This is a genomic window from Nonomuraea sp. CA-143628 (assembly GCF_050942315.1).
Classification (GTDB): Bacteria; Actinomycetota; Actinomycetes; order Streptosporangiales; family Streptosporangiaceae; genus Nonomuraea.
Genome location: NZ_CP192072.1, coordinates 8,188,708 through 8,212,312 on the forward strand (window position 1 = coordinate 8,188,708; position 23,605 = coordinate 8,212,312).

General features: G+C 69.9%; 18 protein-coding genes. 5 read left to right on the plus strand and 13 right to left on the minus strand.

Annotated elements, in window-relative coordinates; genetic code table 11:
* Positions 1-13: 13 nt before the first annotated feature.
* The 5 genes from ACQP2T_RS37315 to ACQP2T_RS37335 all read right to left on the minus strand — a co-directional run bounded on the left by ACQP2T_RS37315 (position 14) and on the right by ACQP2T_RS37335 (position 8,250).
* A complete protein-coding gene (locus ACQP2T_RS37315) occupies positions 14-2,416 on the minus strand; it encodes a GcvT family protein (RefSeq protein WP_433509591.1) in 2,403 nt (800 codons plus the stop codon).
* Between the two features lie 205 nt (positions 2,417-2,621).
* Complete coding sequence (locus tag ACQP2T_RS37320) at positions 2,622-3,605, minus strand: ABC transporter substrate-binding protein (RefSeq protein ID WP_433509592.1); 984 nt, start codon at positions 3,603-3,605, stop codon at positions 2,622-2,624.
* Positions 3,606-3,649: 44 nt separating this feature from the next.
* Positions 3,650-5,650 carry an ABC transporter permease subunit gene (locus ACQP2T_RS37325; RefSeq protein ID WP_433509593.1) on the minus strand — a complete coding sequence of 667 codons (2,001 nt, stop codon included), beginning with the start codon at positions 5,648-5,650 and terminating at the stop codon, positions 3,650-3,652.
* A complete protein-coding gene (locus ACQP2T_RS37330; RefSeq protein ID WP_433509594.1) occupies positions 5,647-6,708 on the minus strand; it encodes a quaternary amine ABC transporter ATP-binding protein in 1,062 nt (353 codons plus the stop codon). Before ACQP2T_RS37330 ends, ACQP2T_RS37325 begins: the two co-directional genes overlap by 4 nt.
* A gap of 24 nt (positions 6,709-6,732) precedes the next feature.
* Positions 6,733-8,250: an aldehyde dehydrogenase family protein gene (locus ACQP2T_RS37335; RefSeq protein ID WP_433509595.1), complete on the minus strand. Its 1,518-nt coding sequence runs from the start codon at positions 8,248-8,250 to the stop codon at positions 6,733-6,735.
* A gap of 171 nt (positions 8,251-8,421) precedes the next feature.
* Here ACQP2T_RS37335 and purU point away from each other — a divergent pair, with 171 nt between their 5' ends.
* On the plus strand, positions 8,422-9,285 hold the full coding sequence (gene purU, locus ACQP2T_RS37340) for a formyltetrahydrofolate deformylase (RefSeq protein WP_433509596.1): 864 nt from the start codon (positions 8,422-8,424) through the stop codon (positions 9,283-9,285).
* A 110-nt stretch (positions 9,286-9,395) separates the two neighbouring features.
* On the opposite strand, the gene betA is transcribed toward purU, so the two are convergent.
* A complete protein-coding gene (betA, locus tag ACQP2T_RS37345; RefSeq protein ID WP_433509597.1) occupies positions 9,396-11,033 on the minus strand; it encodes a choline dehydrogenase in 1,638 nt (545 codons plus the stop codon).
* Between the two features lie 127 nt (positions 11,034-11,160).
* Here betA and ACQP2T_RS37350 point away from each other — a divergent pair, with 127 nt between their 5' ends.
* Positions 11,161-11,940 (plus strand): IclR family transcriptional regulator, encoded by a 780-nt coding sequence (locus ACQP2T_RS37350; RefSeq protein ID WP_433509598.1) that lies wholly within the window; start codon positions 11,161-11,163, stop codon positions 11,938-11,940.
* Here ACQP2T_RS37350 and ACQP2T_RS37355 read toward each other — a convergent pair.
* The 6 genes from ACQP2T_RS37355 to ACQP2T_RS37380 are packed head-to-tail and all read right to left on the minus strand — an operon-like array spanning position 11,906 to position 18,545.
* Entirely contained in the window at positions 11,906-14,158 is a 2,253-nt protein-coding gene (locus tag ACQP2T_RS37355) for an FdhF/YdeP family oxidoreductase (RefSeq protein ID WP_433509599.1), read from the minus strand. The two genes, ACQP2T_RS37350 and ACQP2T_RS37355, sit on opposite strands and share 35 nt — an antisense overlap.
* The gene (locus tag ACQP2T_RS37360) at positions 14,158-15,273 is read right to left on the minus strand and encodes an aromatic ring-hydroxylating oxygenase subunit alpha (protein ID WP_433509600.1); all 1,116 of its coding nucleotides are present in this window, start codon (positions 15,271-15,273) and stop codon (positions 14,158-14,160) included. Before ACQP2T_RS37360 ends, ACQP2T_RS37355 begins: the two co-directional genes overlap by 1 nt.
* 29 nt (positions 15,274-15,302) lie before the next feature.
* Positions 15,303-15,926, minus strand: a complete 624-nt coding sequence (locus ACQP2T_RS37365) for an MBL fold metallo-hydrolase (protein WP_433509601.1) — start codon at positions 15,924-15,926, stop codon at positions 15,303-15,305.
* Positions 15,926-17,011 (minus strand): S-(hydroxymethyl)mycothiol dehydrogenase, encoded by a 1,086-nt coding sequence (locus ACQP2T_RS37370; RefSeq protein ID WP_433509602.1) that lies wholly within the window; start codon positions 17,009-17,011, stop codon positions 15,926-15,928. Before ACQP2T_RS37370 ends, ACQP2T_RS37365 begins: the two co-directional genes overlap by 1 nt.
* Positions 17,012-17,025: 14 nt before the next feature.
* On the minus strand, positions 17,026-18,198 hold the full coding sequence (locus ACQP2T_RS37375; protein WP_433509603.1) for an NAD(P)/FAD-dependent oxidoreductase: 1,173 nt from the start codon (positions 18,196-18,198) through the stop codon (positions 17,026-17,028).
* Complete coding sequence (locus ACQP2T_RS37380; protein WP_433509604.1) at positions 18,195-18,545, minus strand: bifunctional 3-phenylpropionate/cinnamic acid dioxygenase ferredoxin subunit; 351 nt, start codon at positions 18,543-18,545, stop codon at positions 18,195-18,197. The genes ACQP2T_RS37375 and ACQP2T_RS37380 overlap by 4 nt, the downstream gene beginning before the upstream one ends.
* Before the next feature lie 254 nt (positions 18,546-18,799).
* Here ACQP2T_RS37380 and ACQP2T_RS37385 point away from each other — a divergent pair, with 254 nt between their 5' ends.
* A complete protein-coding gene (locus ACQP2T_RS37385) occupies positions 18,800-19,411 on the plus strand; it encodes a TetR/AcrR family transcriptional regulator (protein WP_433509605.1) in 612 nt (203 codons plus the stop codon).
* Positions 19,412-19,497: 86 nt separating this feature from the next.
* Complete coding sequence (locus ACQP2T_RS37390) at positions 19,498-20,898, plus strand: MFS transporter (RefSeq protein WP_433509606.1); 1,401 nt, start codon at positions 19,498-19,500, stop codon at positions 20,896-20,898.
* Here ACQP2T_RS37390 and ACQP2T_RS37395 read toward each other — a convergent pair.
* Complete coding sequence (locus ACQP2T_RS37395) at positions 20,888-22,117, minus strand: cytochrome P450 (RefSeq protein WP_433509607.1); 1,230 nt, start codon at positions 22,115-22,117, stop codon at positions 20,888-20,890. The two genes, ACQP2T_RS37390 and ACQP2T_RS37395, sit on opposite strands and share 11 nt — an antisense overlap.
* Before the next feature lie 67 nt (positions 22,118-22,184).
* Between ACQP2T_RS37395 and ACQP2T_RS37400 the strand changes: the two genes are divergently transcribed.
* Positions 22,185-23,579, plus strand: a complete 1,395-nt coding sequence (locus ACQP2T_RS37400; protein WP_433509608.1) for an FG-GAP and VCBS repeat-containing protein — start codon at positions 22,185-22,187, stop codon at positions 23,577-23,579.
* Positions 23,580-23,605: the final 26 nt, after the last annotated feature.

Below are 23,605 nucleotides of genomic sequence, written 5' to 3' on the forward strand. Positions count from 1 at the left end.
CTGATGTCCTCTCCTAACCGCGCAGCCGGGTCATCGCCGGGTCGAACAAGGGCTCCTCGGCCACGACGGCGCCCACCCGCCGGTCGAAGTAGCCGATGTCGACGCTCTGGCCGGGGTTCGCGAGCGAGGCGGGCAGCCACGCGTAGGCGATCCCTCTGCCGATCGTGTATCCGTAGGCGGCGCTGGTGACGTAGCCGACCGGCCGCTCGCCGTCGTACACCGGCTCCCTGCCCATGACGACCTCGTCGGTGAGCAGGCAGGTGAGGCGGCGGCCGACCGACTCCTTGCGGGCGAGCAGCGCCTCACGGCCGATGAAGTCGCCCTTGTCCAGCTTGACGGCGAACTCGAGGCCCGCCTCGTACGGGTCGTGCTCGAAGGTCATGTCGGCGCCGAAGGAGCGGTAGCCCTTCTCCAGGCGCAGGCTGGTGAAGGCGCCCCGGCCGGCGGCGATGACGCCGTGCTCCTGGCCGGCCTCCCACAGGGTGTCCCACAGCTTGAGGCCCATGTCCGCGGTGGTGTAGATCTCCCAGCCGAGCTCGCCGACGTAGGACAGGCGGAGCATGGTGACCGGCACGTTACCGAGGTAGGCGCGGGCGCCGCGGAAGTAGCGCAGCGCGGTCAGGTCGGCGGTGGCCAGCGGCTGGACGAGGTCGCGGGCCTTGGGCCCCCAGAGGCCGATGCAGCAGGTCCCCGGGGTGAGGTCGCGGATGTACACGTCGGCGGGCCGGTGGCGGTCGAACCAGTCGAGGTCGAGGTTGCCGTTGGCACCGACCTGGAACTCCTGGGGGCCGAGGCGGGCCACGGTGACATCGCTGCGGATGCCGCCGTCGGCGTTGAGCAGCAGGCAGTACGTCACCGAGCCGACTGATTTGTCCACGTTGCCGGTGGTGAGGCGCTGCAGGAAGGCGACGGCTCCCGGGCCGCTGACCTCCAGGCGCTTGAGCGCGGTCATGTCGTACATGGCGACGCTCTCGCGGGTGGCCTGGGCCTCCGCGCCGACGATGGGCGACCAGTACCGCGCCGCCCAGTCTCCCGGCGCGGGGATGTCGCGGCCCCGCAGCAGCGGCGCGTTGGCCTCGTACCATTGCGGACGCTCCCAACCCGACGCCTCCAGGAAGGTCGCGCCGAGCTCCCGCTGCCGGGGGTGGAACGGGCTGGTACGCAGCGGGCGGGGGTCCTCCATCGGCTGTAGCGGGTGGATGATGTCGTAGACCTCGACGTAGTTCTGGCAGCCGCGGGCCAGCACGTAGTCGGGCGCGAGCTGGTGCGGCTCGAACCGGTTGACGTCGCACTCGTGCAGGTCGAACGTCGTGCAGTGGCCGTCGACGAGCCATTCGGCCATCGCCCGGCCGACTCCGGCGGAGTGGGTGACCCAGACCGCCTCGGCCACCCAGAAGCCCTCGACCTCGCGCGACTCGCCCATCAGCGGCAGGTGGTCGGTGGTGAACGAGAACAGCCCGTTGATGCCGTCCTCCACCTTGGCGGAGTTCGTGGACGGGAGCAGTTCCCGGGTCTGCGTCCAGGCTTCGGCGAAGTCGTCGGGGGTGAAGGTGAGCACGGACGGCATCACCTCGGCGGCATCGACGGACAGGATGTCGTCGGAGCTGATCGGCATGGGCCGGTGGCCGTAGTAGCCGATGCCGAGCGTGTCGAAGCGCTCGCGGTAGTACAGGTCGGCGTCCTGGTGGCGGAGGATCGGCCGGGATGCCTCGACGGTCTGGCCCGCCAGGTCGGGCACCTGCCCGGTCCAGGCGAGCTGGTGGGCGAGCGGGGTGAGCGGCAGCTCCATCCCGACCATGCGGGCGACCCGCGGGCCCCAGATCCCGGCGCAGCACACCACGATGTCGGCGGGGATCTCGCCCTGGTCGGTCACCACCGCGGTGACCCGGCCGCCCTCGCTCCTGATGTCCAGCACCTCGTGCCTGCCGAGCACCCGCACGCCGCGCTCCTGTGCCCGCGCGAGCTGCGCGTCGACCGCCTTGACCGCCTTGGCCAGCCCGTCGGTGGGGATGAACAGGCCGCCGAGCACCTTGTCGCGGTCGAGGAGGGAGTGCTTGGCCACGCTCTCCTCCGGTGAGAGCAGGTGGGCCTCGATCCCCCAGGAGGTGGCCCAGCCGTGGCGGCGGCGCAGTTCGGCGAGCCGCTCGGGGGTGGTGGCCACCTCGAGCCCGCCCACCTGGAGGAAGCTGTCCAGCTCGACGAACTTCTCGATGGTGTAGCGAGCCATCTCGGTCATGGTCTTCGACCCGTTGATCTGGAACACCAGACCTGGGGCGTGGGAGGAGGAGCCGCCGGTGGCGGGCACGTCTCCCTGATCGACGACCGTGACGCCGGTCCAACCGCGGGCGGACAGCTCGTCGGCGAGAGCCGCGCCGACCACACCCGCGCCGATGATGACGACGCTCGGGCCCGTCATAGCCACCTCCGTTGTTGCCTAATATGCAACCAAGCGCACTTTCCGCAACAAGCGTCGCTCTCTGCGTTCCGGGTGTCAAGAGTGCGTCGCGTCTTAATTCCTTACGGTTTGCCGGGCCGCGCCGGACCTGGTCGAACACCAGGTCCGGACACGCGTGCGCCCGGCCCGATCGCCGAACGTCGACCGGGCCGGGCGCATGCGGATCTCAACCGGCGGGCAGCCAGGCCTTGACCTTGTCGGGGTTGTCGGCCACCCACTTGGCGGCCGCCTCATCGGCCGTCATCTTGTCCTCGGCGATGTACTTGGCCACGAGGTTCTGATCGTCGTTCGTCCAGGAGAAGTTCTTGACCAGCGTGTACGCGGGACTGCCGGAGTCCGCGAACTTCTTGCTCACGATCTTGTCCAGCTCGTACGGCGGGTAGTCGCACGCCACCTTGGCCGCGTCGGCGTCGCAGCCCTTGGTGTAGGCAGGCAGGTTGACCTTGACCAGCTTGAGCTCCGACAGGAACCACTGCGGGTCGTAGAAGTAGCCGATGATCGGCTTCTGCTGTTTCTCCGATTGGCGGAAGGTGGTGATGAGCGCGGTCTCGCTGCCGGCGTACACGACCTTGTAGTCGAGCTTGAGGTTCTTCACCAGGGCGGCGTCGTTGGTGACGAACGACGGGTCGCCGTCGAGGAACTGGCCCTTGCCATCGGACTCGGAGGTCTTGAACAGCGAGGCGTACTTGTTGAGGTTCTTCCAGTCGGTGATGTCCGGGTACTTCTTGGCCATCCACGGCGCCACGTACCAGCCGATGATGCCCTTGTTGCCGGTCGGCCCGGCGGACACGGCGACCTTCTGGTCATCGATGTACTTCTTCTTGAGATCGTCGTGGGCCCAGTTCTCCACGACGGCGTCGACCTCACCGGTGGCGAAGCCCTGCCAGGCCACCTCCTCCTTCAGGTCCTTCTTGACCACCTTGCAGCCGAGCTGCTTCTCGGCCACCTGCGCGATCACCGCCGCGTTGGCCTCGTAGCCCACCCACGGGTTGACCGCGAGATTGAAGGTTCCGCAGCTCTTCGCGCCGGCACCGCTGCTCGTGGCGGTCTCGACCTGCCCGACCTTCGCTCCTCCGCACGCGGTGAGCAGGAGGCCGGCGCCGGTCACGAGCACGGCGGCCCGGACCTTTCCACTCCTGGTTACTGCCACCTGGTCCTCCTGTAGTTCCTCTGGCCGGAACCGGCCGATATCGTTCACCTCTGATGAAGCCCGCCGTGCGCCGCGGCGTCCGCACGCTCGGTGGCGGCCCGCGTGACACGGTCGAGCACGATGCCGAGCACGACGATCGCGAGCCCGGCGGCCAGCCCTTTGCCTCGCAGCTGGTGCTGCGAGAACCCGGCGACGACGTCGTAGCCGAGCGCTCCCGCGCCGACCAGACCGCCGACGACCACCATGGAGAGCACGTAGATGAGCCCCTGGCTCGTCGCCAGAGTCACGGCGCTGCGTGCCATCGGCAGCTGCACCTTGGAGATGAGCTGCCAGGCACTCGCACCCGCCGAGGTCGCCGCCTCGACGGTGGTGGCCGAAACCCCTCTGATGCCCTCCGCGACCAGCTTGATCGCGATCGGCGCGGCGAACACCACGGCCGCGATGATCGCGGTGAACCGGGTCGGCCCGAACAGGCCGAGGATGGGCACCAGGTAGACGAAGGCCGGCATGGTCTGGCCGGCGTCCAGCACGGGGCGGAGCAGGGTGTCGACCCGGTCGCTGCGGCCCATCCACACCCCGACGACCACGCCCAGCAGCATGACCAGGACGGTCGCGACGAGCGTCGAGGCCAGGGTGACCATGCTGTCCTGCCAGAGCCCGAGCAGCACCAGGATCAGCAGCCCGGCTGTGGCGACCAGCGCGGCCCGTACGCTGCCCACCAGCAGGACGATGGCCACGGCCACGGCGGCGACCAGCCACCAGGGCGAACCCGTCAGCAGCGCCTCGAAGGGGTTGAGCAGCGCGTTGGTCAGCAGGTTCTTCAGCGCGTCCGTGAAGGTGGCCATGCTGTCCTGCACCCACAGGCTCGCGGCGTCGGCCGCGCGGCGTACGTAGGAGCCGAAGTTGGCGTCGGCGGGGAACTCCGCCGCCCAGACGTAGGTGTAGGACAGGTAACCGAGCACGGCGGCGATCCCGAGCACGCCCACCACCTCGAGGCGGCGCCCCCGCACGGTGCGCAGCCGCCCGGCCCGGCGCGCGACCTCCACGCGGCGGCTGGCCGCCGAGGTCACCCGGTCGAGCACCACGGCCATGATGACGATGGCCAGCCCGGCGTTGAACGCGGTGCCCACGTCGAGCGTCTGCAGCGCCTTCAGGACCGTCTGGCCCAGGCCGGGGGCGTCGATGAGCGCCGCGATGGTGGCCATGGACAGGGCGGCCATGATGGTCTGGTTCACCCCGACGATGATCGTCTGCTTGGCCATGGGGAGTCGCACGAGCCGCAGCGCCTGCGCGGGCGTGGCACCCAGAGAGGTGCCGGCCTCCAGCGTCTCGGGCGAGACCTGCCGGATGCCGAGCGCGGTGATCCGGATGGCGGGCGGGATCGCGTAGATCATCGTGGCGACCGTCGCGCTGGCCGGGCCGATCAGGAAGAACAGCGTGAGCGGCGCCAGGTAGACGAAGGTCGGCATGGTCTGCATGAAGTCCAGCACCGGGGTCACCAGCCGGTGGAAGCGGTCGCTCAGCCCGGCCCACACCCCGAGCGGGATGCCCACCGCCAGCGACAGCACCACGGCGGTCAGCGTGAGCGCCAGGGTGTCCATGCTCTCCTGCCACAGGCCCAGGACACCGAAGGAGAGGAATCCGGCGGCGGTGAGCAGCGCCACCTTCCTGTTGCCGTACAGCAGGGCGATGGCGGTCGCCAGGCCGGCCACGCCGAGCCAGCCGAGCACCGGCACGGGCCGGTCGAAGGACGGCTGGCTGATCAGCGCCTGGACGAACCGCACAGCCTCGTCGATGAAGAGCCGGATGTAGTTGATGAAGTAGAGGAAGAACGGGTTGCTGTTGCGGCTGTCGTCGATGGCGTCCATGCCGCTGTTCAGCCCGCCGTGCAGCGGGGTCAGCTCCGCGCCGCCGAGCGCCAGCGTGTCCCGCCCGCGCAGCACCGCCCAGCCCAGCACCCACACCGCGAGCGTCGCCGCGACCAGGTAACCGCGGCCCGTCAGCCTGGCGGTCACCCGCGCCTTCACCACGGACACCGTGGTCATGCCTGCGGCCCTCCGGCGATCACTTCGAGGATCTCCGCGCTGGTGACCACGCCGAGCAGTGCCTCCCCGTCCATCACGCGCACCGGCCGCTCGGCCGAGAGCACGGCCTTCACGGCGTCCCTGATGACCACGTCGGGGCCGAGCACGGGACCGTCGAGCGGCTCGCCGGGCTGGGCCGGGCGCATGATCCAGCGGAGCGTCAGCACGTGCGAGCGCGGGACGTCGCTGACGAAGTCCCTGACGTAGTCGTCGGCCGGCGCGCCCACCACCTGGTCGGGCGTGCCCACCTGGACGAGCTCGCCGTCGCGCATGATGAGGATCCGGTCGCCCAGCTTGAGCGCCTCGCTGAGATCGTGAGTGATGAAGATCATGGTCTTGCCGACCTCGTGGTGCAGCCGGATGACCTCGTTCTGCATCTCGCGCCGGATCAGCGGGTCCAGCGCGGAGAACGGCTCGTCGAACAGAAGCACCTCGGGGTCGGCCGCGAGCGCCCGCGCCAGGCCCACCCGCTGCTGCATGCCGCCGGAGAGCTGGTCGGGGTAGGAGTCCTCGAAGCCGTCGAGGCCGACGAGCCCGATCACCTCGCGGGCCCGCGCGTAGCGCTCCCGCTTGGAGACCCCGCGGATCTCCAGGCCGAAGGCGACGTTGTGGAGGACACACCTGTGCGGCAGCAGCCCGAAGTGCTGGAAGACCATGGCCATGCGGTGCCTGCGCAGCTCGCGCAGGCTGCGGTCGTCGGCTTCCCGCACGTCCTCCCCGTCCAGCAGGATCTCGCCCGCCGTGGGTTCGATCAGCCTGGTCAGGCAGCGGACCAGGGTGGACTTGCCCGAACCGGACAGGCCCATGACGACGAACACCTCGCCCCGCCGTACTTCGAAGGAGACGTCGCGGACGGCGGCGACGCAGCCGCTCTGCTGCTTGAGCTCGTCGCGGGTGAGCGTGCTGCCGACCACGCTCTCGGCCTTGGGGCCGAACACCTTCCACAGGTCGCGCACGGCGAGGATGGGAGGGGCGTCGGTGTCGGGCGCACTACGTTCGGCCACTGACGGCACAGTCATGACCACCTCTTGGTCGTCGGAGCGTCAGTTCGCTGGGAACCACCGCTGGGGTCGCGGACGGATGTTCTGCCACACATGTTTGATCTCGCGATATTCATCCAGGCCGGTCGGTCCGAGTTCGCGGCCGATACCTGACTGCTTGAAGCCACCCCATTCGGCCTGCGGAACGTAGGGGTGGTAGTCGTTGATCCACACCGTGCCGTGCCGCAGCCGTCCCGCGACCCGCTGCGCCTTGCCGGCGTCCTGGGTCCACACGGCGCCCGCCAGGCCGTACTCGGTGTCGTTGGCGAGGCTGACGGCCTCGTCCTCGGTGGTGAAGCGCTCCACGGTCAGTACGGGGCCGAAAGACTCCTCGCGCACCACCCGCATGCCCTGCTTGCACCCGTCGAGCACGGTCGGCCGGTAATAGAAGCCCTCACCGGCCGGCCGGTGGCCACCGCAGCGCAGCACGGCGCCCTCGGCGAGCCCGGCCGCCACGTACTCCTCCACCTTGGCCAGGTGCGCGGCGGAGATGAGTGGGCCGGTCTGGGCCGCCGGGTCGAAGGGGCCGCCGAGGCGGATCAGCTCGGCACGCCGTACGACCTCGTCCACGAACGAGTCGTGCAGGGAGTCCTCCACCAGGAGCCGGGCACCGGCCGAGCACACCTGCCCGGAGTGCAGAAAGACGGCCGTGAGCGCGAAGTCCACCGCCGTGTCGAAGTCGGCGTCGGCGAAGACGATGTTGGGGTTCTTGCCGCCGAGCTCCAGCGCCACCCGCTTGACCGTGGCGGCCGCGGCGGCCATGATCTGCCGTCCGGTGGCCGCGCCGCCGGTGAAGGAGACCAGGTCCACGTCAGGGTGCTCGGCGAGCGGCGCGCCCGCGGCCGGTCCGGCGCCGAGCACGAGGTTGGCGACGCCCGCGGGCAGGCCCGCCTCCTCCAGCGCCCGGATCAGGAGGATCGCGGTGCTCGGGGTCAGCTCGCTCGGCTTGAGCACGAAGGTGTTGCCCGCGGCGAGCGCGGGCGCCACCTTCCACGTAGCCTGCAGCAAGGGGTAGTTCCACGGCGTGATCAGGCCGCACACGCCGACCGGCTCATAGACGACCCGGCTGATCGCGTCGTCACGGCCGGTGTCGATCACCCGCCCCGCGTCGGTGCCGGCGACGCCGGCGAAGTAGCGCAGTGAGGCCACGGAGTCGTCGACGTCGTACTCGCTCTCCACGAGCCGCTTGCCCGTGTCGTACGACTCCGCTCGGGCAAAGGCCGCTTTGTCCCGCTCCAGCAGATCGGCCACCCTGTACAGCAGCGCGCCACGCTCGCGCGCCGGCGTACCGGACCAGTCGCCCAGGTCGAAGGCGCGCCGGGCCGCCAGGATCGCGGCCACCGTGTCGGCCGCGGTGGCTTCTGCGACCGTGGTAACGAGGCTGCCGTCGGCAGGACAGCGGATGTCGCGCTGCCCACCGTCGGTTGGCTTGGTCCACGTGCCGCCGATGTAGAGATCGGTCATCGGCACACCCCTGATCGTTGCGTATCGCGCAAGACAATGCTTAGTGGGGAACAGCATTGACGGGCTTCCTCGAATAAGTCAAGAGGTGGCCGAAATCACATTCGAAATCCTTACCGTGCCTTTTTCCCCAGGCTCTACCTCCTGCCCTCTTGACTGGACGGCGCTTGGACATACACGCTGTTGCGCATACATCACTGCTGTGCGCTATACGCAACACTAGGAGGTGTGATGTCTCCTCGGCCCGATCCTGGACGCGAGTTCATCCTCACGGTCTCTTGCTCCGACAAGCCAGGCATCGTGTACGCCGTGACCAGCTTCCTGGTGCAGCACGGCGGCAACATGCTGCAGAGCAAGCAGTTCAACGACCGCCAAGGCGGCGGTTTCTTCATGCGCGTGCACTTCGCGGCCCAGCACGGGCTCGAGGAACTGCGCGCCGGCTTCACCTACGTCGCCGAGTCCTTCCAGATGACCTGGCAGCTCAAGGACGCCGCGACCCCCACCAGGTCGCTCATCATGGTGTCGAAGTTCGGTCACTGCATGAACGACCTGCTCTTCCGCCGCCAGGTGGGCGGATTGAACATCGACATCCCCGTGATCGTCTCCAACCACCCCGACCTCGAACCGCTCGCCGCCTCCTACGGCGTGCCCTTCCACCATGTGCCGGTCACGCCGCAGAGCAAGGCCGAGGCCGAGGCCAGGGTGCTGGAGCTGGTGGCGGAGTACGAGGCGGACCTGGTGGTGCTCGCCCGCTACATGCAGGTCCTGTCGGACGACATGTGCAAGCGCCTCGAGGGCCGTGCCATCAACATCCACCACTCGTTCCTGCCGGGGTTCAAGGGCGCCAAGCCGTACCACCAGGCGCACGAGCGCGGGGTGAAGCTCATCGGCGCGACCGCCCACTACGTCACGGCCGACCTCGATGAGGGGCCGATCATCGAGCAGGACGTGGCCAGGGTGGACCACGAGCTCGACCCCGAGGACCTGATCGCGGCGGGCCGGGACGTCGAGGCCCAGGTGCTCGCCCGGGCCGTGAAGTGGCACAGCGAGCAGCGTGTGCTGCTCAACGGCGACCGCACGGTCGTCTTCCGCTGAGGCCCCGCCGAGAATTCCGCCCGAGGCGGGGCAACGGCCAGGAGGCGGTGGGGGTGCTGCGGCCCCCACCGCCTCCCTTCGCCTGCCGGTGGAGGCCGCGCCGCATCTCCTCAGGCGCGGTGCCGGTAGAACTCGGTCGTCTCGGGCGGAAGCGGGGTGTTGCCAAGGATCAGGTCGGCCGCCTTCTCCGCCAGCATCATGACCGGCGCGTAGATGTTGCCATTGGTCACGTACGGCATGGCCGAGGCGTCCACCACGCGCAGCCCGTCCAGGCCGTGTACGCGCATGGTCTCCGGGTCGACCACCGACATCTCGTCGCAGCCCATCCGGGCCGTGCACGAGGGGTGCAGAGCCGTCTCCCCGTCCTTGGCGACCCAGTCCAGAATCTCCTCGTCGGTCTCGACGGACGGCCCGGGTGACAGCTCCCCGGTGCTGAACTCGGCCAGGGCGGGCGCGCCGAGGATGGCGCGGGTCACCCTGACGGCCTCCACCCACTCCCGCCGGTCCTGCTCGGTGGACAGGTAGTTGAACCGCAGGGCGGGGTGCTCCCGCGGGTCGACGCTCTTGATCTTGACTGACCCGCGGGCGTCGGAGTACATCGGCCCGACGTGCACCTGGTAACCGTGCCCGCCGGCCGGCGCCGTGCCGTCGTAGCGCACGGCGATGGGCAGGAAGTGGAACATCAGGTTGGGGTAGTCGACGTCGTCGTTGCTGCGTACGAAGCCGCCGGCCTCGAAGTGGTTGGTCGCTCCCGGCCCGCTGCGCGCGAACAGCCACTGCGCGCCGATCCAGGGATGGCGCCACTTCTGCAGGTTCGGCTGCATGGACACCGGCTGGGCGCAGCCGTGCTGGATGTAGACCTCCAGGTGGTCCTGCAGGTTCTCGCCGACGCCCGGCAGGTCGTGCACCACGTCGACGCCGAGGGCGGCCAGTTCCCCCGCGTTGCCGACGCCGGACAGCTGCAGCAGCTGGGGCGAGTTGATCGCGCCGCCGGAGAGGATGACCTCCTTGGCGCGTACGGTGCCGCCGTCGTACTCCACCCCGACCGCTCGGGTGCCCTCGAAGAGGATCCTCGTCACGAACGCGCGGGTCTTGACCGTGAGGTTGGGACGCTTCAGCACAGGGTGCAGGTAGGCCCGCGCGGCGCTGAGCCGGCGGCCCCGCCGGATGTTGCGGTCGAACCGGGCGAAGCCCTCCTGACGGTAGCCGTTGACGTCGTCCGTGAGCGGGTAGCCGGCCTGCTGGACTGCCTCGAAGAAGGCCCCGAACAAGGGGCTGCTCGCCGCTCCGCGCTCCAGCGCCAGCGGGCCGTCGTGACCGCGGAAGGGGGTGCCCGGGTCGGCCAGGCAGTTCTCCATCCGCTTGAAGTACGGCAGGCAGTGCGCGTAGTCCCAGCTCTTCATGCCCGGGTCGGCGCCCCAGCGCTCGTAGTCGAGGGGGTTGCCGCGCTGGAAGATCATGCCGTTGATGCTGCTGGAGCCGCCGAGCACCTTCCCGCGGGCGTGGTAGATCCGCCTGCCGCCCATGTACGGCTCCGGCTCGGACTCGTACCGCCAGTCATAGAAACGGTTGCCGATGGGAAAGGGCAGGGCCGCGGGCATGTGGATGAACACGTCCCACGGATAGTCCGATCGGCCGGCCTCCAGGACCAGCACCTGCGTGGCGGGGTCCGCGGAGAGCCGGTTGGCCAGGGCGCACCCCGCCGAGCCGCCGCCCACGATGACGAAGTCGTACTGCTGTGGCGTCATAGTGCCTCGTCTCATCACACGTTTCACCAAATCGTAGCGCTATACGCATCGCGTTTCACTACTCGCAACAAGAGATCTTTTGGCATAGCGAATCGACGTAGTTCCTCGTTGCACTTACAGTTTCGCTATGAGCAACGATGCGGGCAGCGGAGGCGTACAGTCAGTCGACAGGGCGATCAGCGTGCTGGAGATCCTCTCCCAGCGCGGCGAGGCCGGCGTGAGCGAGGTAGCCGCCGAGATCGACGTGCACAAGTCGACGGCCTTCCGGCTGCTCGGCGCGCTCGAGGCGCGCGGTCTGGTGGAACAAGCCGAGGACCGCGGCAAATACCGTCTGGGCTTCGGCATCATCCGGCTGGCCGGCGGGGTCAGCACGCAGATGGACATCACCGGCCGCGCCCGGCCGATCTGCAACCGGCTGGCCGGGGAGATCGGCGAGACGGTGAACATCGCCGTGCTCCGCTCCGCCCACGCGGTCAACCTCGACCAGGTGCGCGGCCCCTCGGCGATCACCACCTACAACTGGGTCGGCCAGATCACCCCGCTGCACGCCACTTCCAGCGGCAAGGTGCTGCTCGCCTACCAGGACTTCAGCGAACGCGCCCGGCTGCTGTCGAACGGCGAACTCGAGAGCTTCACGCCCAAGACGATGGTCGACCCCGACGCGCTGGAGCTGCAGCTCGCACAGACACGGCAGACGGGCTACGCCTTCTGCCTGGAGGAGCTCGAAGAGGGACTGAACGCCATGGCCGCGCCCATCCGCTCCTATCACGGCGAGGTCGTCGCCGCGATCAGCGTCTCGGGGCCGGCCTACCGCTTTAGCGTCGAGCGCATCCACGAACTCGCCCCCACCCTCATCAGCGGCGCCGATGAGATCAGCCACCGGCTGGGCTACGCGGGCCAGCTCTGAGCAGCCGGATCACCACGCTCTTCGAGGTCGGGGTGTTGGACGTCTCGGCCACCGAGTCGAGTGGCACCAGCACGTTCGTCTCCGGGAAGTAGGCCGCGCAGCAACCTCGGGCCGTTGGGTAGGCGATCACCCTGAACCCCCCGGCCGTGCGCTCGCCGTCGGGCCACTCGCTGACCAGGTCCACCAGGTCGCCGTCGGCCAGCTCGCGCTCGGCCAGGTCGTCCGGGTGTACGAAGATCACCCGGCGGCCCGCCTTGACCCCGCGGTAGCGGTCGTCGAGCCCGTAGATCGTGGTGTTGTACTGGTCGTGGCTGCGGACGGTCTGCAGCAACAGCCGGCCGGGAGGCACCCGCAGCACCTCCAGCTCGTTGACGGTGAAGTTGGCCCTCCCCGTCGCGGTCGGGAAGCGGCGCTCGTCCCTCGGCGCGTTGGGCAGCGCGAACCCGGCGGGCGCCCGCGCGTTGAAGTCCTCGAACCCGGGGACGACCCGCGCGATGCGGTCCCTGATCGCGCCATAGTCACGCTCGAACTCCGCCCACGGCACGTGCGGGTCGTCGGCGAAGAGCTCGCGCGCCAGCCCGCTGACAACGGCCACTTCCGGCAGCAGGTCCGGGGAGCCGGGCTTGAGCCTGCCCCGGGAGGCGTGGACGAGGCCCATCGAGTCCTCGACGGTCACATAGCCGCCGGGATCGCGCTCGGTACGCCCGAGCACCGGCAGGATCAGCGCTTCCTCGCCGCACACCGCGTGGGAGCGGTTGAGCTTGGTCGACACCTGCACGGTCAGCCTGGTCCGGCGCAGCGCGGCCTCCGTCACGTCGCTGTCGGGCGTGGCCCGGACGAAGTTGCCGCCCAGGCCGAAAAAGACCTTGGCCGCCCCATCGCGCATGGCCCGGATCGCCTCGACCGTGTCGAGGCCGTGACGGCGGGGCGGCTCGAAACCGAACTCCTCGCGCAGCGCGTCGAGAAAGGCCGCGGACGGCTTCTCGTAGATGCCCATCGTCCGGTCGCCCTGCACGTTCGAGTGGCCGCGTACCGGGCACACGCCCGCCCCGCTCCGGCCGACGTTGCCGCGTAGCAGCAGGAAGTCGACCACCTCCCTGATCGTCGCCACGGAGTTGCGGTGCTGGGTCAGGCCCATCGCCCAGCAGACGACGACCGAGCGGGCCGTACGGACCTCATCCGCCGTCTCCTCCAGCTCCGCCCGGGTCAGGCCCGTCGCCTGGAGGACCTTCTCCCAGTCGAGCGCGCGGAGGTGCTTCTCCCACGCCTCGAACCCGTAGGTGTACTCGTCGATGAAGGCCCGGTCGGCGCTGTCGATGAGCAGCAGGGACAGCGCCTGGAACAGCGCCATGTCACCGTTGAGCCGGATCTGCAGGAACCGGTCGGCGAGCGCGGTGCCGCGGCCCGCCCCCGAAGGGCGCTGCGGGTTCTTGAAGCGCAGCAGGCCCGCTTCGGGCAGCGGGTTGACCGCGATGATCCGCGCCCCGCCGCGCTTGGCCCGCTCCAGCGCGGTGAGCATGCGGGGATGGTTGGTGCCGGGGTTCTGGCCCACCACGAAGATGAGCTCGGCCCGGTGCAGGTCCTCCAGCGACACCGTGCCCTTGCCGATACCCAGTGTCTCGGTCAGGGCCGAGCCGCTGGACTCGTGACACATGTTGGAGCAGTCGGGCAGGTTGTTGGTGCCGAATCTGCGCACGAGGAGCTGATAGGCGAAGGCCGCCTCGTTGGAGGTGCGGCCGGAGGTGTAGAAGACGGCCTCGTCGGGGCCGTCGAGGGCGCGCAACTCCCTGGCGATGATCTCGAACGCCCGCGACCAGGTGATCGGCTGGTAGTGCTCCGCGCCGGGCGGCTTGTGCATCGGCTCGGTCAGCCGGCCCTGCCTGCCGAGCCAGTGGTCGCTACGGACGGCCAGGTCAGCCACCGGGTGCGCGGCGAAGAACTCCCGCCCGACCCGGCGCGTCGTGGCCTCTTCGGCGACGGCCTTCGCCCCGTTCTCGCAGAACTCGGCGGGGCTGCGGTGCTCGCCCTCGGGCCAGGCGCAGCCGGGACAGTCGAAGCCGTCCTTCTGGTTCACCCGCAGCAGCGTGCGCACGGTTCGGGCGGCGCCCATCTCGCGATGGGCGATCTCCAGCGCGTGCCCCACGGCGGGCAGGCCGCCCGCCCACTCCTTGGGCGGGCCGACCCTGAGTCCCTCGTCTTCGTTCTCGCCTGTCACCATCAGCCGATCCGGTCCTGGACCCACTCGTGGAAGGCGCCGATGTGGTGCTCGCTCGGCACGAGCACGCCGCCGTCGCGGTACGTACGCGAGCTCATGGCGGGCTGGCAGCGTTCGCAGGCGTCGAAGTCCTGCTCGTTGACCCGGTGGAAGAGCTCGACTGACTTGTCCAGGTCCTTGCCTGTGGCCACCACGTCGGGCAGGTAGAGCCAGTCGCATTCGACCACCGTGCGATCGACCGCGAGCGGGAACATCCGGTGCAGGATGACGTGATCGGGCACCAGGTTGATGAAGACCTGCGGCTTGATGGTGATGGCGTAGTAGCGCCGGTCCTGGTCCTCATTCACGCCCGGGATGCGGTCGAGCCCGGCCGAGCCGTCGACGGTGAAGCCTTCGATCCGCTCGCCGAACTCCGCGCCGTGGCCGACGAAGTACTGGGCGGCGAACCCGTCGGCGAACTCGGGCAGCACCTCGGTCAGCTCGGGGTGGATCGTGGCGCAGTGGTAGCACTCCATGAAGTTCTCGACGATGAGCTTCCAGTTGGCCTTGACGTCGTAGACGATCCGCCGGCCCACCGACAGTCCGGCCACGTCGTAGTTGCCGATCAGGTCCGGCGAGCCCAGCCGCTCGGTCACCGCGCCCTGCACGTCCCGCTCGAACGACGGCGGGTCGTCGGCCAGGCAGATCCACACGTAGCCGAGCCACTCGCGCACATGCGCCTTGACCAGCCCGTACCGCACCCGGTCCAGGTCGGCCATCTTGGTCAGGTTGGGCGCCGCGATCAGCTTGCCGTCGAGGTCGTAGGTCCACGCGTGGTATGGGCACTGGAAGGCCCGCTTGACCTCGCCCGACTCCTCCGTGCGCAAGGTGGCGCCACGGTGGCGGCAGACGTTGAAGAAGGCGCGGACCGACCCGTCGCGTGCCCGGCTGATGAGCATGCTCTCGGTGCCGACCTGCACCGTCTTGAAGGCGCCCGGTCTGGGCAGGTCGGACGAGCGCACCGCGCAGAACCACATCGTCTCGAAGATGTTCTTCTGCTCCAGCGCGAAGATCTCCGGATCGGTGTAGTAGCGGCCCGGGAGGGTGGGGATCACGCTGGAGGTGGTTGAAGTGGTCACGGGACTACTCCTCTGTGTAACGGGCCGGGTCAGTGTCCTCGGCGGATCCAGTCCTCGAGCTGCGGAGCCTCGGCTCCGATGCCGGTGTCGTCGCCGTGCCCCGTGTGCACCACCGTCTCCGGGGGCAGCGTGAGCAGGGACCGGCTGATCGACGCGATGATCGTGGGGAAGTCGCTGTACGACCTGCCCGTGGCCCCCGGGCCGCCTTGGAAGAGGGTGTCACCGGAGAACAGCACGCCGTGCTCGGGCACGTACAGGCACACCGCTCCCGGGGCGTGCCCGGGAGTGTGCAGGACGTGCACGGCCGCGTCGCCGATCCGGAGGATCTGCCCGTTCTCCAGCGGACCGTCCGGCACCGCGCCGACGTGCGCGAGCTTCCAGAGCGGCTCGTCGTCCGGGTGCAGGAGCACCGGTGCACCGGTGCGCGCGGCCAGTTCGGGGGCGGCGTTCACGTGGTCGTCGTGGGCGTGCGTGCACACGATCCCGGCCACCCGGCGATCGCCCACGTCCCGCGCGATCGCCTCGGCGTCGTGCGCCGCGTCGATCACGAGGACCTGGTCGTCGTCACCCAGCAGCCAGACGTTGTTGTCGACCTCCCACGTCCCGCCGTCCAGACTGAAAGTGCCCGAGGTGACGAGGCGCTCGATCCGCATCACAGCACCACCACAGAGCGGAGTACCTCGCCGTGGTGCATCTTGGTGAAGGCGTCCTCGACATCGTCCAGCCCGATGGTCTCGGTGACGAACGCGTCGAGGTCGAAGCGGCCCTGCAGATAGAGGGAGATCAGCGTGGGGAAGTCGCGGCTCGGCAGGCAGTCGCCGTACCAGCTCGACTTCAGCGCGCCGCCGCGGCCGAAGACGTCGAGCAGCGGCAGTTCCAGCGTCATCTCCGGGGTGGGCACACCCACGAGGACGGCGGTCCCGGCCAGGTCCCGGGCGTAGAACGCCTGCTTGAACGTCTCCGGCCGGCCTACGGCGTCGATCACGACGTCGGCGCCGAAGCCGCCGGTGAGCTCCCTGATCCGCTCGATGGGATCGGCCTGCCCGGCGTTCACGGTGTGGGTCGCGCCGATGCCACGCGCCCAGTCGAGCTTCCTGTCGTCCACGTCGACGGCGATGATCGTCGTAGCGCCGGCCAGCCGTGCTCCGGCGATCGCCGCGTTGCCGACGCCGCCGCACCCGATGACCGCGACCGAGTCGCCGCGGCTGACCGCGCCGGTGTTCACGGCGGCGCCCAGCCCGGCCATCACGCCGCAGCCGAGCAGCCCGGCGGCGGCCGGGGAGGCGGCCGGGTCGACTTTGGTGCACTGCCCGGCGGCCACCAGCGTCTTGTCGGCGAACGCGCCGATGCCGAGCGCGGGGCTGAGCGGCGTGCCGTCCGCCAGTGTCATCTTCTGGGTGGCGTTGTGGGTGGCGAAGCAGTATTGCGGGCGACCCCTCAAGCAGGACCGGCAGGACCCGCACACCGCCCGCCAGTTGAGGATCACGAAATCGCCGGGCGCCACGTCGCTGACATCGGGGCCGACGGCCTCGACCACTCCGGCGGCCTCGTGGCCGAGCAGGAACGGGAAGTCGTCGTTGATGCCGCCTTCGCGGTAGTGCAGATCGGTGTGGCAGACGCCGCAGGCCCGCACCTTGACCAGCGCCTCGCCGGGACCTGGGTCCGGTACGAGGATCGTCTCCAGGCTGACCGGCTTGCCTTTGCCCATCGCGACCACGCCGCGCACTTCATGAGTCATGATTCACTCCTGTTTCAGCCGGTCTGGACCGGCGCGGTCTCCAAACGGCGGCGCCAGCGGGTGAACAGCCGGACCTGGTTGACGCCCAGCACCGCCACCGGCCGGTCTCCCTGTCGGTAGACGGCGAGGAAGCTGTGGTCCGCCGGGTCGCCCTCCTCCACGGTCACCGTGTCCGCGTCGCCCGCGTGCCCGATGAACTGGATCTTCACGTCGTACTGGTCGGACCAGAAGTAGGCCGGGCGCGCGGGCTCGGGGCGGGCGGTGCCGCCGGACAGCAGCGTCGCCGCCGCGACCGCGGCCCGCTGGCGGGCGCCGGTCCAGTGTTCGACCCGGTGGTGCCTGTCCCATGCCGGGTCGTACCAGGCCGCGCAGTCGCCGACCGCGACGATGCCCGGCACGGAGGTGCCGCCGCCCTCGTCGCACAGCACCCCGTCGCCCAGTTCGACACCGCTTCCGTGGAGCCAGCCGATGCTGGGCACCGCGCCGATCCCGACGACCACGACATCGGCGGGCAGGTACGTGCCGTCGCCCAGCCGTACACCGTCGGCCCGGTCCGTTCCGGTCACCTCGGTGACGTACGCGCCGCGTACCAGCCGGACGCCGCGCCGTTCGTGCAGGTCGCCGATGGCGTGCCCCATCGTGAGGCCGATCACGCCGGCCAGCGGCGCCTGCCCCGACTCGACGAGGGTCACGTCGAGGCCGAGTTCGCGGGCGCTGGCGGCGACCTCGGCGCCGATGAAGCCGCCGCCGATCACCACCAGCCTCCTGGCGGTCGCCAGGTCGGCGCGCAGCGCGCGAGCGTCGTCGAGGGTGCGCAGCGTGTGCACACCGCGCAGCGCCTCTGTCCCCGGCAGTGTGCGCGCGGCCGCGCCGGTGGCGATCACGATGCCGTCCGCCACGAGCGACGTGCCGTCGCTCAGCGTGATCCGGCGGGCGGTGGCGTCCAGGCCGGTGGCGGCCACGCCCAGCCGCCATTCGATGTCATGCTGCTCGCCGTCGCCCTCCAGCGCCAGGTCGGTCTCGCCGATCGCGCCCTTGAGGAAGTCCTTGGACAGGGGTGGCCGGTCGTAGGGCCGGTGCTCCTCGGCGCCGACGACGACGAGCCGCCCTCCGTAGCCCTGGCTCCGCAGGGCCCGCGCCGTCAGCAGCCCGGCCAGCGAGGCGCCGACCACGCAGACCGTGTTCACGCCTGCCCTTTCAGGGTGATGCCCGGCGGCAGGTTGGGCGGCGCGTCCGACGGCACGACGTAGATGACGTCGTTCTCGACGACGACCTGGTGGATGCGGACCGGCCGCTTCGCCGGCGGAGCGTCCACCTCGCCGGTGCGCAGGTTGAACCGCGAGGCGTGCAGCGGGCACTCGACCTCGCAGCCCTCCAGCCAGCCGTCGGCCAGTGAGGCGTCCTGATGGGTGCAGGTGTCGTCGATCGCCAGGATGTCGCCCTCATCTGTGTGGAAGACCGCGATGGGCGGATCGACATCTAGACGGAGAGCCTCACCTCGCGGTAGTGAGGCGAGAGGGCACGCTGGGATCATTGTCACACCCCGGTTTCACAACGAGCAACGTCTAGCGCTATACGCAACAGATTGAGGGCGCGGAATGCGGATGTCAAGACTGGTTTAGGAGGACTTACGGGGGATCATCCGCCATCATCTGAGTCGTCCACGGATACTTGAGTCCGGTCCGGCACCAGCCCGCTCGCGAACACCGGCCACTACGGGGCTTTCGCACACGAGCCGGGTTGGGGCGGGATGGGTACCAGCCTTCGAGCCCGGCCTACCATGGACGCATGCCCCGCATCTCCGCCGCCACGATCGGTGAGCACCGAGCCCAGACGCGCGATCGCATCCTCGAGGCCGTCGCCCGCCTGTCGAGGGTGCAGGGGATCGACGCCATCTCGATGACGGATGTGGCGAATGAGGCAGAGATCACCCGGACCGTCCTCTACAACTACTACCCGGACAAGGCCGCCCTGCTGCTGGCCTTCACCGAGCGGGTCACCAGCTACTTCATCGAAAGCTACGAGCAGGAGCTACCGGCCGTCGCCTCCCCCGCCGATCGGCTGCGGGTGTTCGTCCGGCTGCAGCTGACCGGGCTGCTGGCGCACCCGCACCCGGGAGCGGCGGATCTCAGCGCGGCCCTCGGCCCTGACGCCTACCAGCAGCTCGCCGAGCACGTGGCGCCCATGCAGCGCATCCTGGTGGGGATCCTGGAGAGCGGGATCGAGTCGGCCGATTTCCAGGTGGTCGATGTCGAGGCGACGGCCCGGATGATCATCGCGGTGATCGGCGCGGAGCGGGTGCCGCTGATCAGCGGCGCGGTCACCGTCGAGGCGGCGGGGGCATTGGTGACGGGCTTCGTGCTGAGGGCCCTGGGCAACGCCGAGGGCCCTGGACGCTGAGGCCCTGGGCAACGCCGAGGCCCTGGGCACACCTCTCTGGGGAGGGGCTGACCGCTTTGTCCAGAAGAGGTGACAAGATTGCCCTCATGCAGGACGACCACGTAGCGCTCAAGTCCGCCCGAGGGCGCTGGATCCTGGCGGCGACCGTGCTCGGCTCCGGGATGGCCGTGCTCGACAGCACCGTGGTGAACGTCGCGCTGCCCTTCCTCGGCGACGATCTCGACGCGGACATGGCCGGCTTGCAGTGGACGATCAACGCCTACACGCTCACCCTGGCCGGGCTGATCCTGCTGGGCGGCTCGCTCGGTGACCGCTACGGCAGGCGCAAGGTGTTCCTGATCGGTACGGTCTGGTTCGCGCTGGCCTCGGCGCTGTGCGGGCTCTCGCCGAACGTCGAGTTCCTGGTGGCCGCCCGCGCGCTGCAGGGGGTCGGCGGCGCGCTGCTGACCCCGGGGTCGCTGGCGATCATCCAGGCGTCGTTCGTCAGGGACGACCGGCCGCGCGCGGTCGGCGCCTGGTCGGGGCTGGGTGGGGTGGCCGCCGCGGTCGGTCCGCTGCTGGGCGGGGTGCTGGTGCAGACGGCGGGCTGGCGGTGGGCGTTCCTGCTCAACCTGCCGGTCGCGGCGCTGGTCGTGCTGGTCACGGTGCGGCACGTGCCCGAGAGCAGGGACGAGCAGGCCGCGGGCCGGTTCGACGTGCTGGGCGCGGTGCTGGCGGCGCTGGCCCTGGCCTGCCTCACCTACGGCCTGATCGAGAAGGGGGCGACGATCCCGCTGGTCGCGGGGGTGGCGCTGGGCGCGGCGTTCGTGGTGCTGGAGAAGCGCAGGTCCCCCGACGCGCTGGTGCCGGTGAGCATCTTCCGCGATCGGGTGTTCACGGCCGTGAACGTGGTGACGCTGATCATGTACGCGGCGATGGGCGTGGTGTTCTTCCTGCTCGTCGTGCAGTTGCAGGTGGTGTCCGGGTTCGCGGCGACCCCGGCCGGGCTGTCGCTGCTGCCGACGACCATCCTGATGCTGCTGCTGTCGGCGCGCGCCGGTGAGGTGGCCAAGCGCTACGGCCCGCGCTGGCCCATGACGATCGGCATCCTGGTGGCCGGGCTCGGGTTCCTCCTGATGAGCACGATCGGCTTCGGCGCCTCGTACGCTCTTCAGGTCATCCCCGCGGTCACGGTGTTCGGGCTCGGTCTGTCGGCGGCGGTGGCGCCGCTGACCGCGACCGTGCTGGCCACCGTCGAAGAGCGCCATGCCGGTACGGCCAGCGGCGTCAACAACGCGGTGGCCCGCACCGGCAGCCTGCTCGCGGTGGCCGCGGTGCCGCCCCTGGTCGGCCTGGTCGGCGACGCCTTCAAGAACCCGCCCGTCTTCAACGCGGGCTTCCACACCGCGATGCTGATCAGCGCCGTGATGATGGCCGTCGCGGCACTGATCACCTTCCTGACGATCAGAAGGAACGTCCTGGCCCCGGAAGAGCAGCTCAGAACGTGAAGCCCTGACTGCGGACGCTGTTGTCGAAGTTGGACAGCAGCAGCTCCGGCTCGCCGACCGCGCGGATCTCCGGCAACCTGGTCAGCAGCACCCGGAACATCGTCCGCATCTCCTGCCTGGCCAGGTTGGCGCCCAGGCAGAAGTGCGGGCCCGGCCCGCCGAAGCCGACGTGCGGCTTGGTCTCGCGGGTGATGTCGAAACTGTCGGGGTCGGGGAAGACCGTCTCGTCACGGTTGGCCGAGCCGTAGAAGAGGACCACCTTGTCGCCCTTCTTCAGCTCCAGGCCGCGCAGGGAGTAGTCCTGGGTCAGCGTGCGCCGGAACTGCATGATCGGCGACACGTGGCGGACCATCTCCTCGATCGCGTTGCCGATGCGGCCGTCGAAGTCCTCCATCAGCAGCTCACGCTGCGCGGGGTTGTCGGTGAGCAGCTTGATGCCGTGGGCCATCGTGTTGCGCGCGGTCTCGTTGCCCGCCACCAGGAGCAGGGCGAAGAAGGAGCCGAGCTCGCGGTCGGTGAGCTTCTCGCCGTCGGGGTTGGCGGTGACCAGCAGAGATACCAGGTCGCCTTGTGGATCGGCGGCCCGTTCGTGCCCCAGCTTGATCACCATGCGCTGGAGGGCGAGGAGGGCCAGCATGTTCTGGCCGGCGAGCTGAACGCTGCGGACCAGGCTGGGGCGTACGCCGGTGTAGGCGGTGGAGACGTCGACGTGTTCGTGGACCTTCGCCCGCAGGTCGTCGGGGATGCCCATCATGTCGCAGATGACGTGGATGGGGAGCCGGGCCGCGACCTGGCCGACGAAGTCGCGCGGGCCCTGCTCGATGACGGCGTCGACGATCCGCTCGCACGCGGCCTCGATGTCGTCCTGCAGACCGGAGAGCATGCGGGGGCTGAACGAGCGGGTGACGATGCGCCGCAACCGGGCGTGGCGCGGGTCGTCCATGTTGACCATCGACTCGCCGAACACCTGCTTGACCCAGCCCGGCGGCTCCGGGTTGGTGACGGCGGGCTCGCTGGAGAAGACCTTGGCGTCGCGGCTGGCCTCGACCACGTCCGCGTGCCTGACCAGGGCGTAGAAGCCGCTGCCCGAACGGAGGAAGGGCACCTTCTTCTCTGGGAAGAACACCGGTTGCTCTAACTGCCGGAGTCTGGCGAACGCCTCATGCCTGGCCTTGGGGGACTGGCGCCAGAAACCCAGATCCGCGAGGTCGATGTCCACCCGCCTATCCTGGCACGTTCCCGTAGCGTTAAGACCTGGTTCGGTCGGGGCGGAAATACCTACCTGTATGAACGCACTGCTAGCCGCCTGCCTGGTTCTTCCCCTCGTTTCGGGTACGAGCCACGCCGCGGCTCCGTCGTGTGGCGGATCCCCTTCCGACTTCGACGGCGACGGCCGTCCCGATCTGGCGGTGGCCGCTCCCTACGACAACCGGCGGGCCGGCTCCGTGACGGTCGTCTACGGCAGCGGGCGCAAGGAGAAGCTGACCCAGGAGGGCGCCGAACCGGGTGACTCGTTCGGCTCGGCTCTGGCGGTGGGCGACTTCAACGGAGACGGATGCGCCGACCTGGCGGTGGGCGTGTCAGAGGAGTTCGTGGGCGAGCGCGTGCCGGGGGCCGACGGCAACGGCGCCGTCGAGCTGTTCCACGGCTCGCCCACGGGCCTGCGGCCGGGCAAGGAGCTGGCGCCGGCGAAGCCGTCGAGCGACCGGTTCGGGGCGTCGCTGGCCGCCGGTGACTTCGACGGCGACGGACGCGACGAGCTCGCGGTGGGCGCCCCTGGCCACCGTACGGGCGGGGGCGTCACGATCTACTGGATGAAGGGCCGCAAGCCGTACCAGATCACTCAGAAGACTCCTTGGGTACGGCAGGCGGCAAGCGTGACGGACCAGTGGGGCGCGGCCCTCGCGACCGGCGACTTCAACGGCGACGGACGCGCCGAACTGGCCGTGGGCGCGCCCGCCGACAGCGTCACCCAGGACGGCCAGGGCTCCGTCACCGTCATCGACGTACGGGGCCGGCGGGCCGGGCTCCTCACCCAGAGCAGCCCCGGGATCAAGGGCTCGGCGGAGAAGTGGGACGCGTTCGGTGCGGCCCTCACGACCGGCGACTTCGACGCCGACGGGCACGACGACCTGGCCGTCGGCGTACCCGGTGAAGGGCTGAGCGCCAACCAGCGGGCGATGGACTACGGCGACGGGGCCGTGCACGTCCTGTACGGGAGCGGGAGCGCGCTGCTGCGCGGCGCCCGGTCGGAGATGTGGACGCAGCGGCTGCTCAAGGGCACGCCCCGGTACTACGACCGGTTCGGCGCCGCGCTGGCGGCCGGGGACTTCAACGGCGACGGCGACGACGAGCTGGCCGTCGGCGTACCCGGGGAGAAGGGGGTCCAGGTGCTGGCCGGGGCCAGGAAGGGCGGGCTGACGAAGGACGGCGACCTGCTCATCAAGGGCAAGGGGCGTGACTTCGGCGCGTCCCTGGCCGCGCTCCCCGCGCTCGGCGGGCGCTACCGGCAGCTCACCAAGGAGCGTCCGCTGTACGGGCTGGTGGTGGCGGCGCCGGACCAGGGCAAGGTGCTGTATGTGCCGGGCTCGCGCCAGACGGGCCCGCGTCCCGGCCTGCTCCCGGGAAAGGTCCGCGAGCTGAGCAGCGGCCCCGGCCTGTACGGCTACGCGTTCGGCTGATCCCGGCCTGAGAGGCGAGACGAGCC

Excerpts from the sequence above, each read along its gene's own strand:
- ACQP2T_RS37370 (WP_433509602.1), bottom strand. The coding sequence starts at position 17,011 with ATGACTCATGAAGTGCGCGGCGTGGTCGCGATGGGCAAAGGCAAGCCG.
- ACQP2T_RS37355 (WP_433509599.1), bottom strand. The coding sequence starts at position 14,158 with ATGGTGACAGGCGAGAACGAAGACGAGGGACTCAGGGTCGGCCCGCCC.
- ACQP2T_RS37365 (WP_433509601.1), bottom strand. The coding sequence starts at position 15,926 with ATGCGGATCGAGCGCCTCGTCACCTCGGGCACTTTCAGTCTGGACGGC.
- ACQP2T_RS37385 (WP_433509605.1), top strand. The coding sequence starts at position 18,800 with ATGCCCCGCATCTCCGCCGCCACGATCGGTGAGCACCGAGCCCAGACG.
- purU (WP_433509596.1), top strand. The coding sequence starts at position 8,422 with ATGTCTCCTCGGCCCGATCCTGGACGCGAGTTCATCCTCACGGTCTCT.
- betA (WP_433509597.1), bottom strand. The coding sequence starts at position 11,033 with ATGACGCCACAGCAGTACGACTTCGTCATCGTGGGCGGCGGCTCGGCG.
- ACQP2T_RS37390 (WP_433509606.1), top strand. The coding sequence starts at position 19,498 with ATGCAGGACGACCACGTAGCGCTCAAGTCCGCCCGAGGGCGCTGGATC.
- ACQP2T_RS37350 (WP_433509598.1), top strand. The coding sequence starts at position 11,161 with ATGAGCAACGATGCGGGCAGCGGAGGCGTACAGTCAGTCGACAGGGCG.
- ACQP2T_RS37330 (WP_433509594.1), bottom strand. The coding sequence starts at position 6,708 with ATGACTGTGCCGTCAGTGGCCGAACGTAGTGCGCCCGACACCGACGCC.
- ACQP2T_RS37335 (WP_433509595.1), bottom strand. The coding sequence starts at position 8,250 with ATGCTGTTCCCCACTAAGCATTGTCTTGCGCGATACGCAACGATCAGG.
- ACQP2T_RS37315 (WP_433509591.1), bottom strand. The coding sequence starts at position 2,416 with ATGACGGGCCCGAGCGTCGTCATCATCGGCGCGGGTGTGGTCGGCGCG.
- ACQP2T_RS37380 (WP_433509604.1), bottom strand. The coding sequence starts at position 18,545 with ATGATCCCAGCGTGCCCTCTCGCCTCACTACCGCGAGGTGAGGCTCTC.
- ACQP2T_RS37325 (WP_433509593.1), bottom strand. The coding sequence starts at position 5,650 with ATGACCACGGTGTCCGTGGTGAAGGCGCGGGTGACCGCCAGGCTGACG.
- ACQP2T_RS37400 (WP_433509608.1), top strand. The coding sequence starts at position 22,185 with ATGAACGCACTGCTAGCCGCCTGCCTGGTTCTTCCCCTCGTTTCGGGT.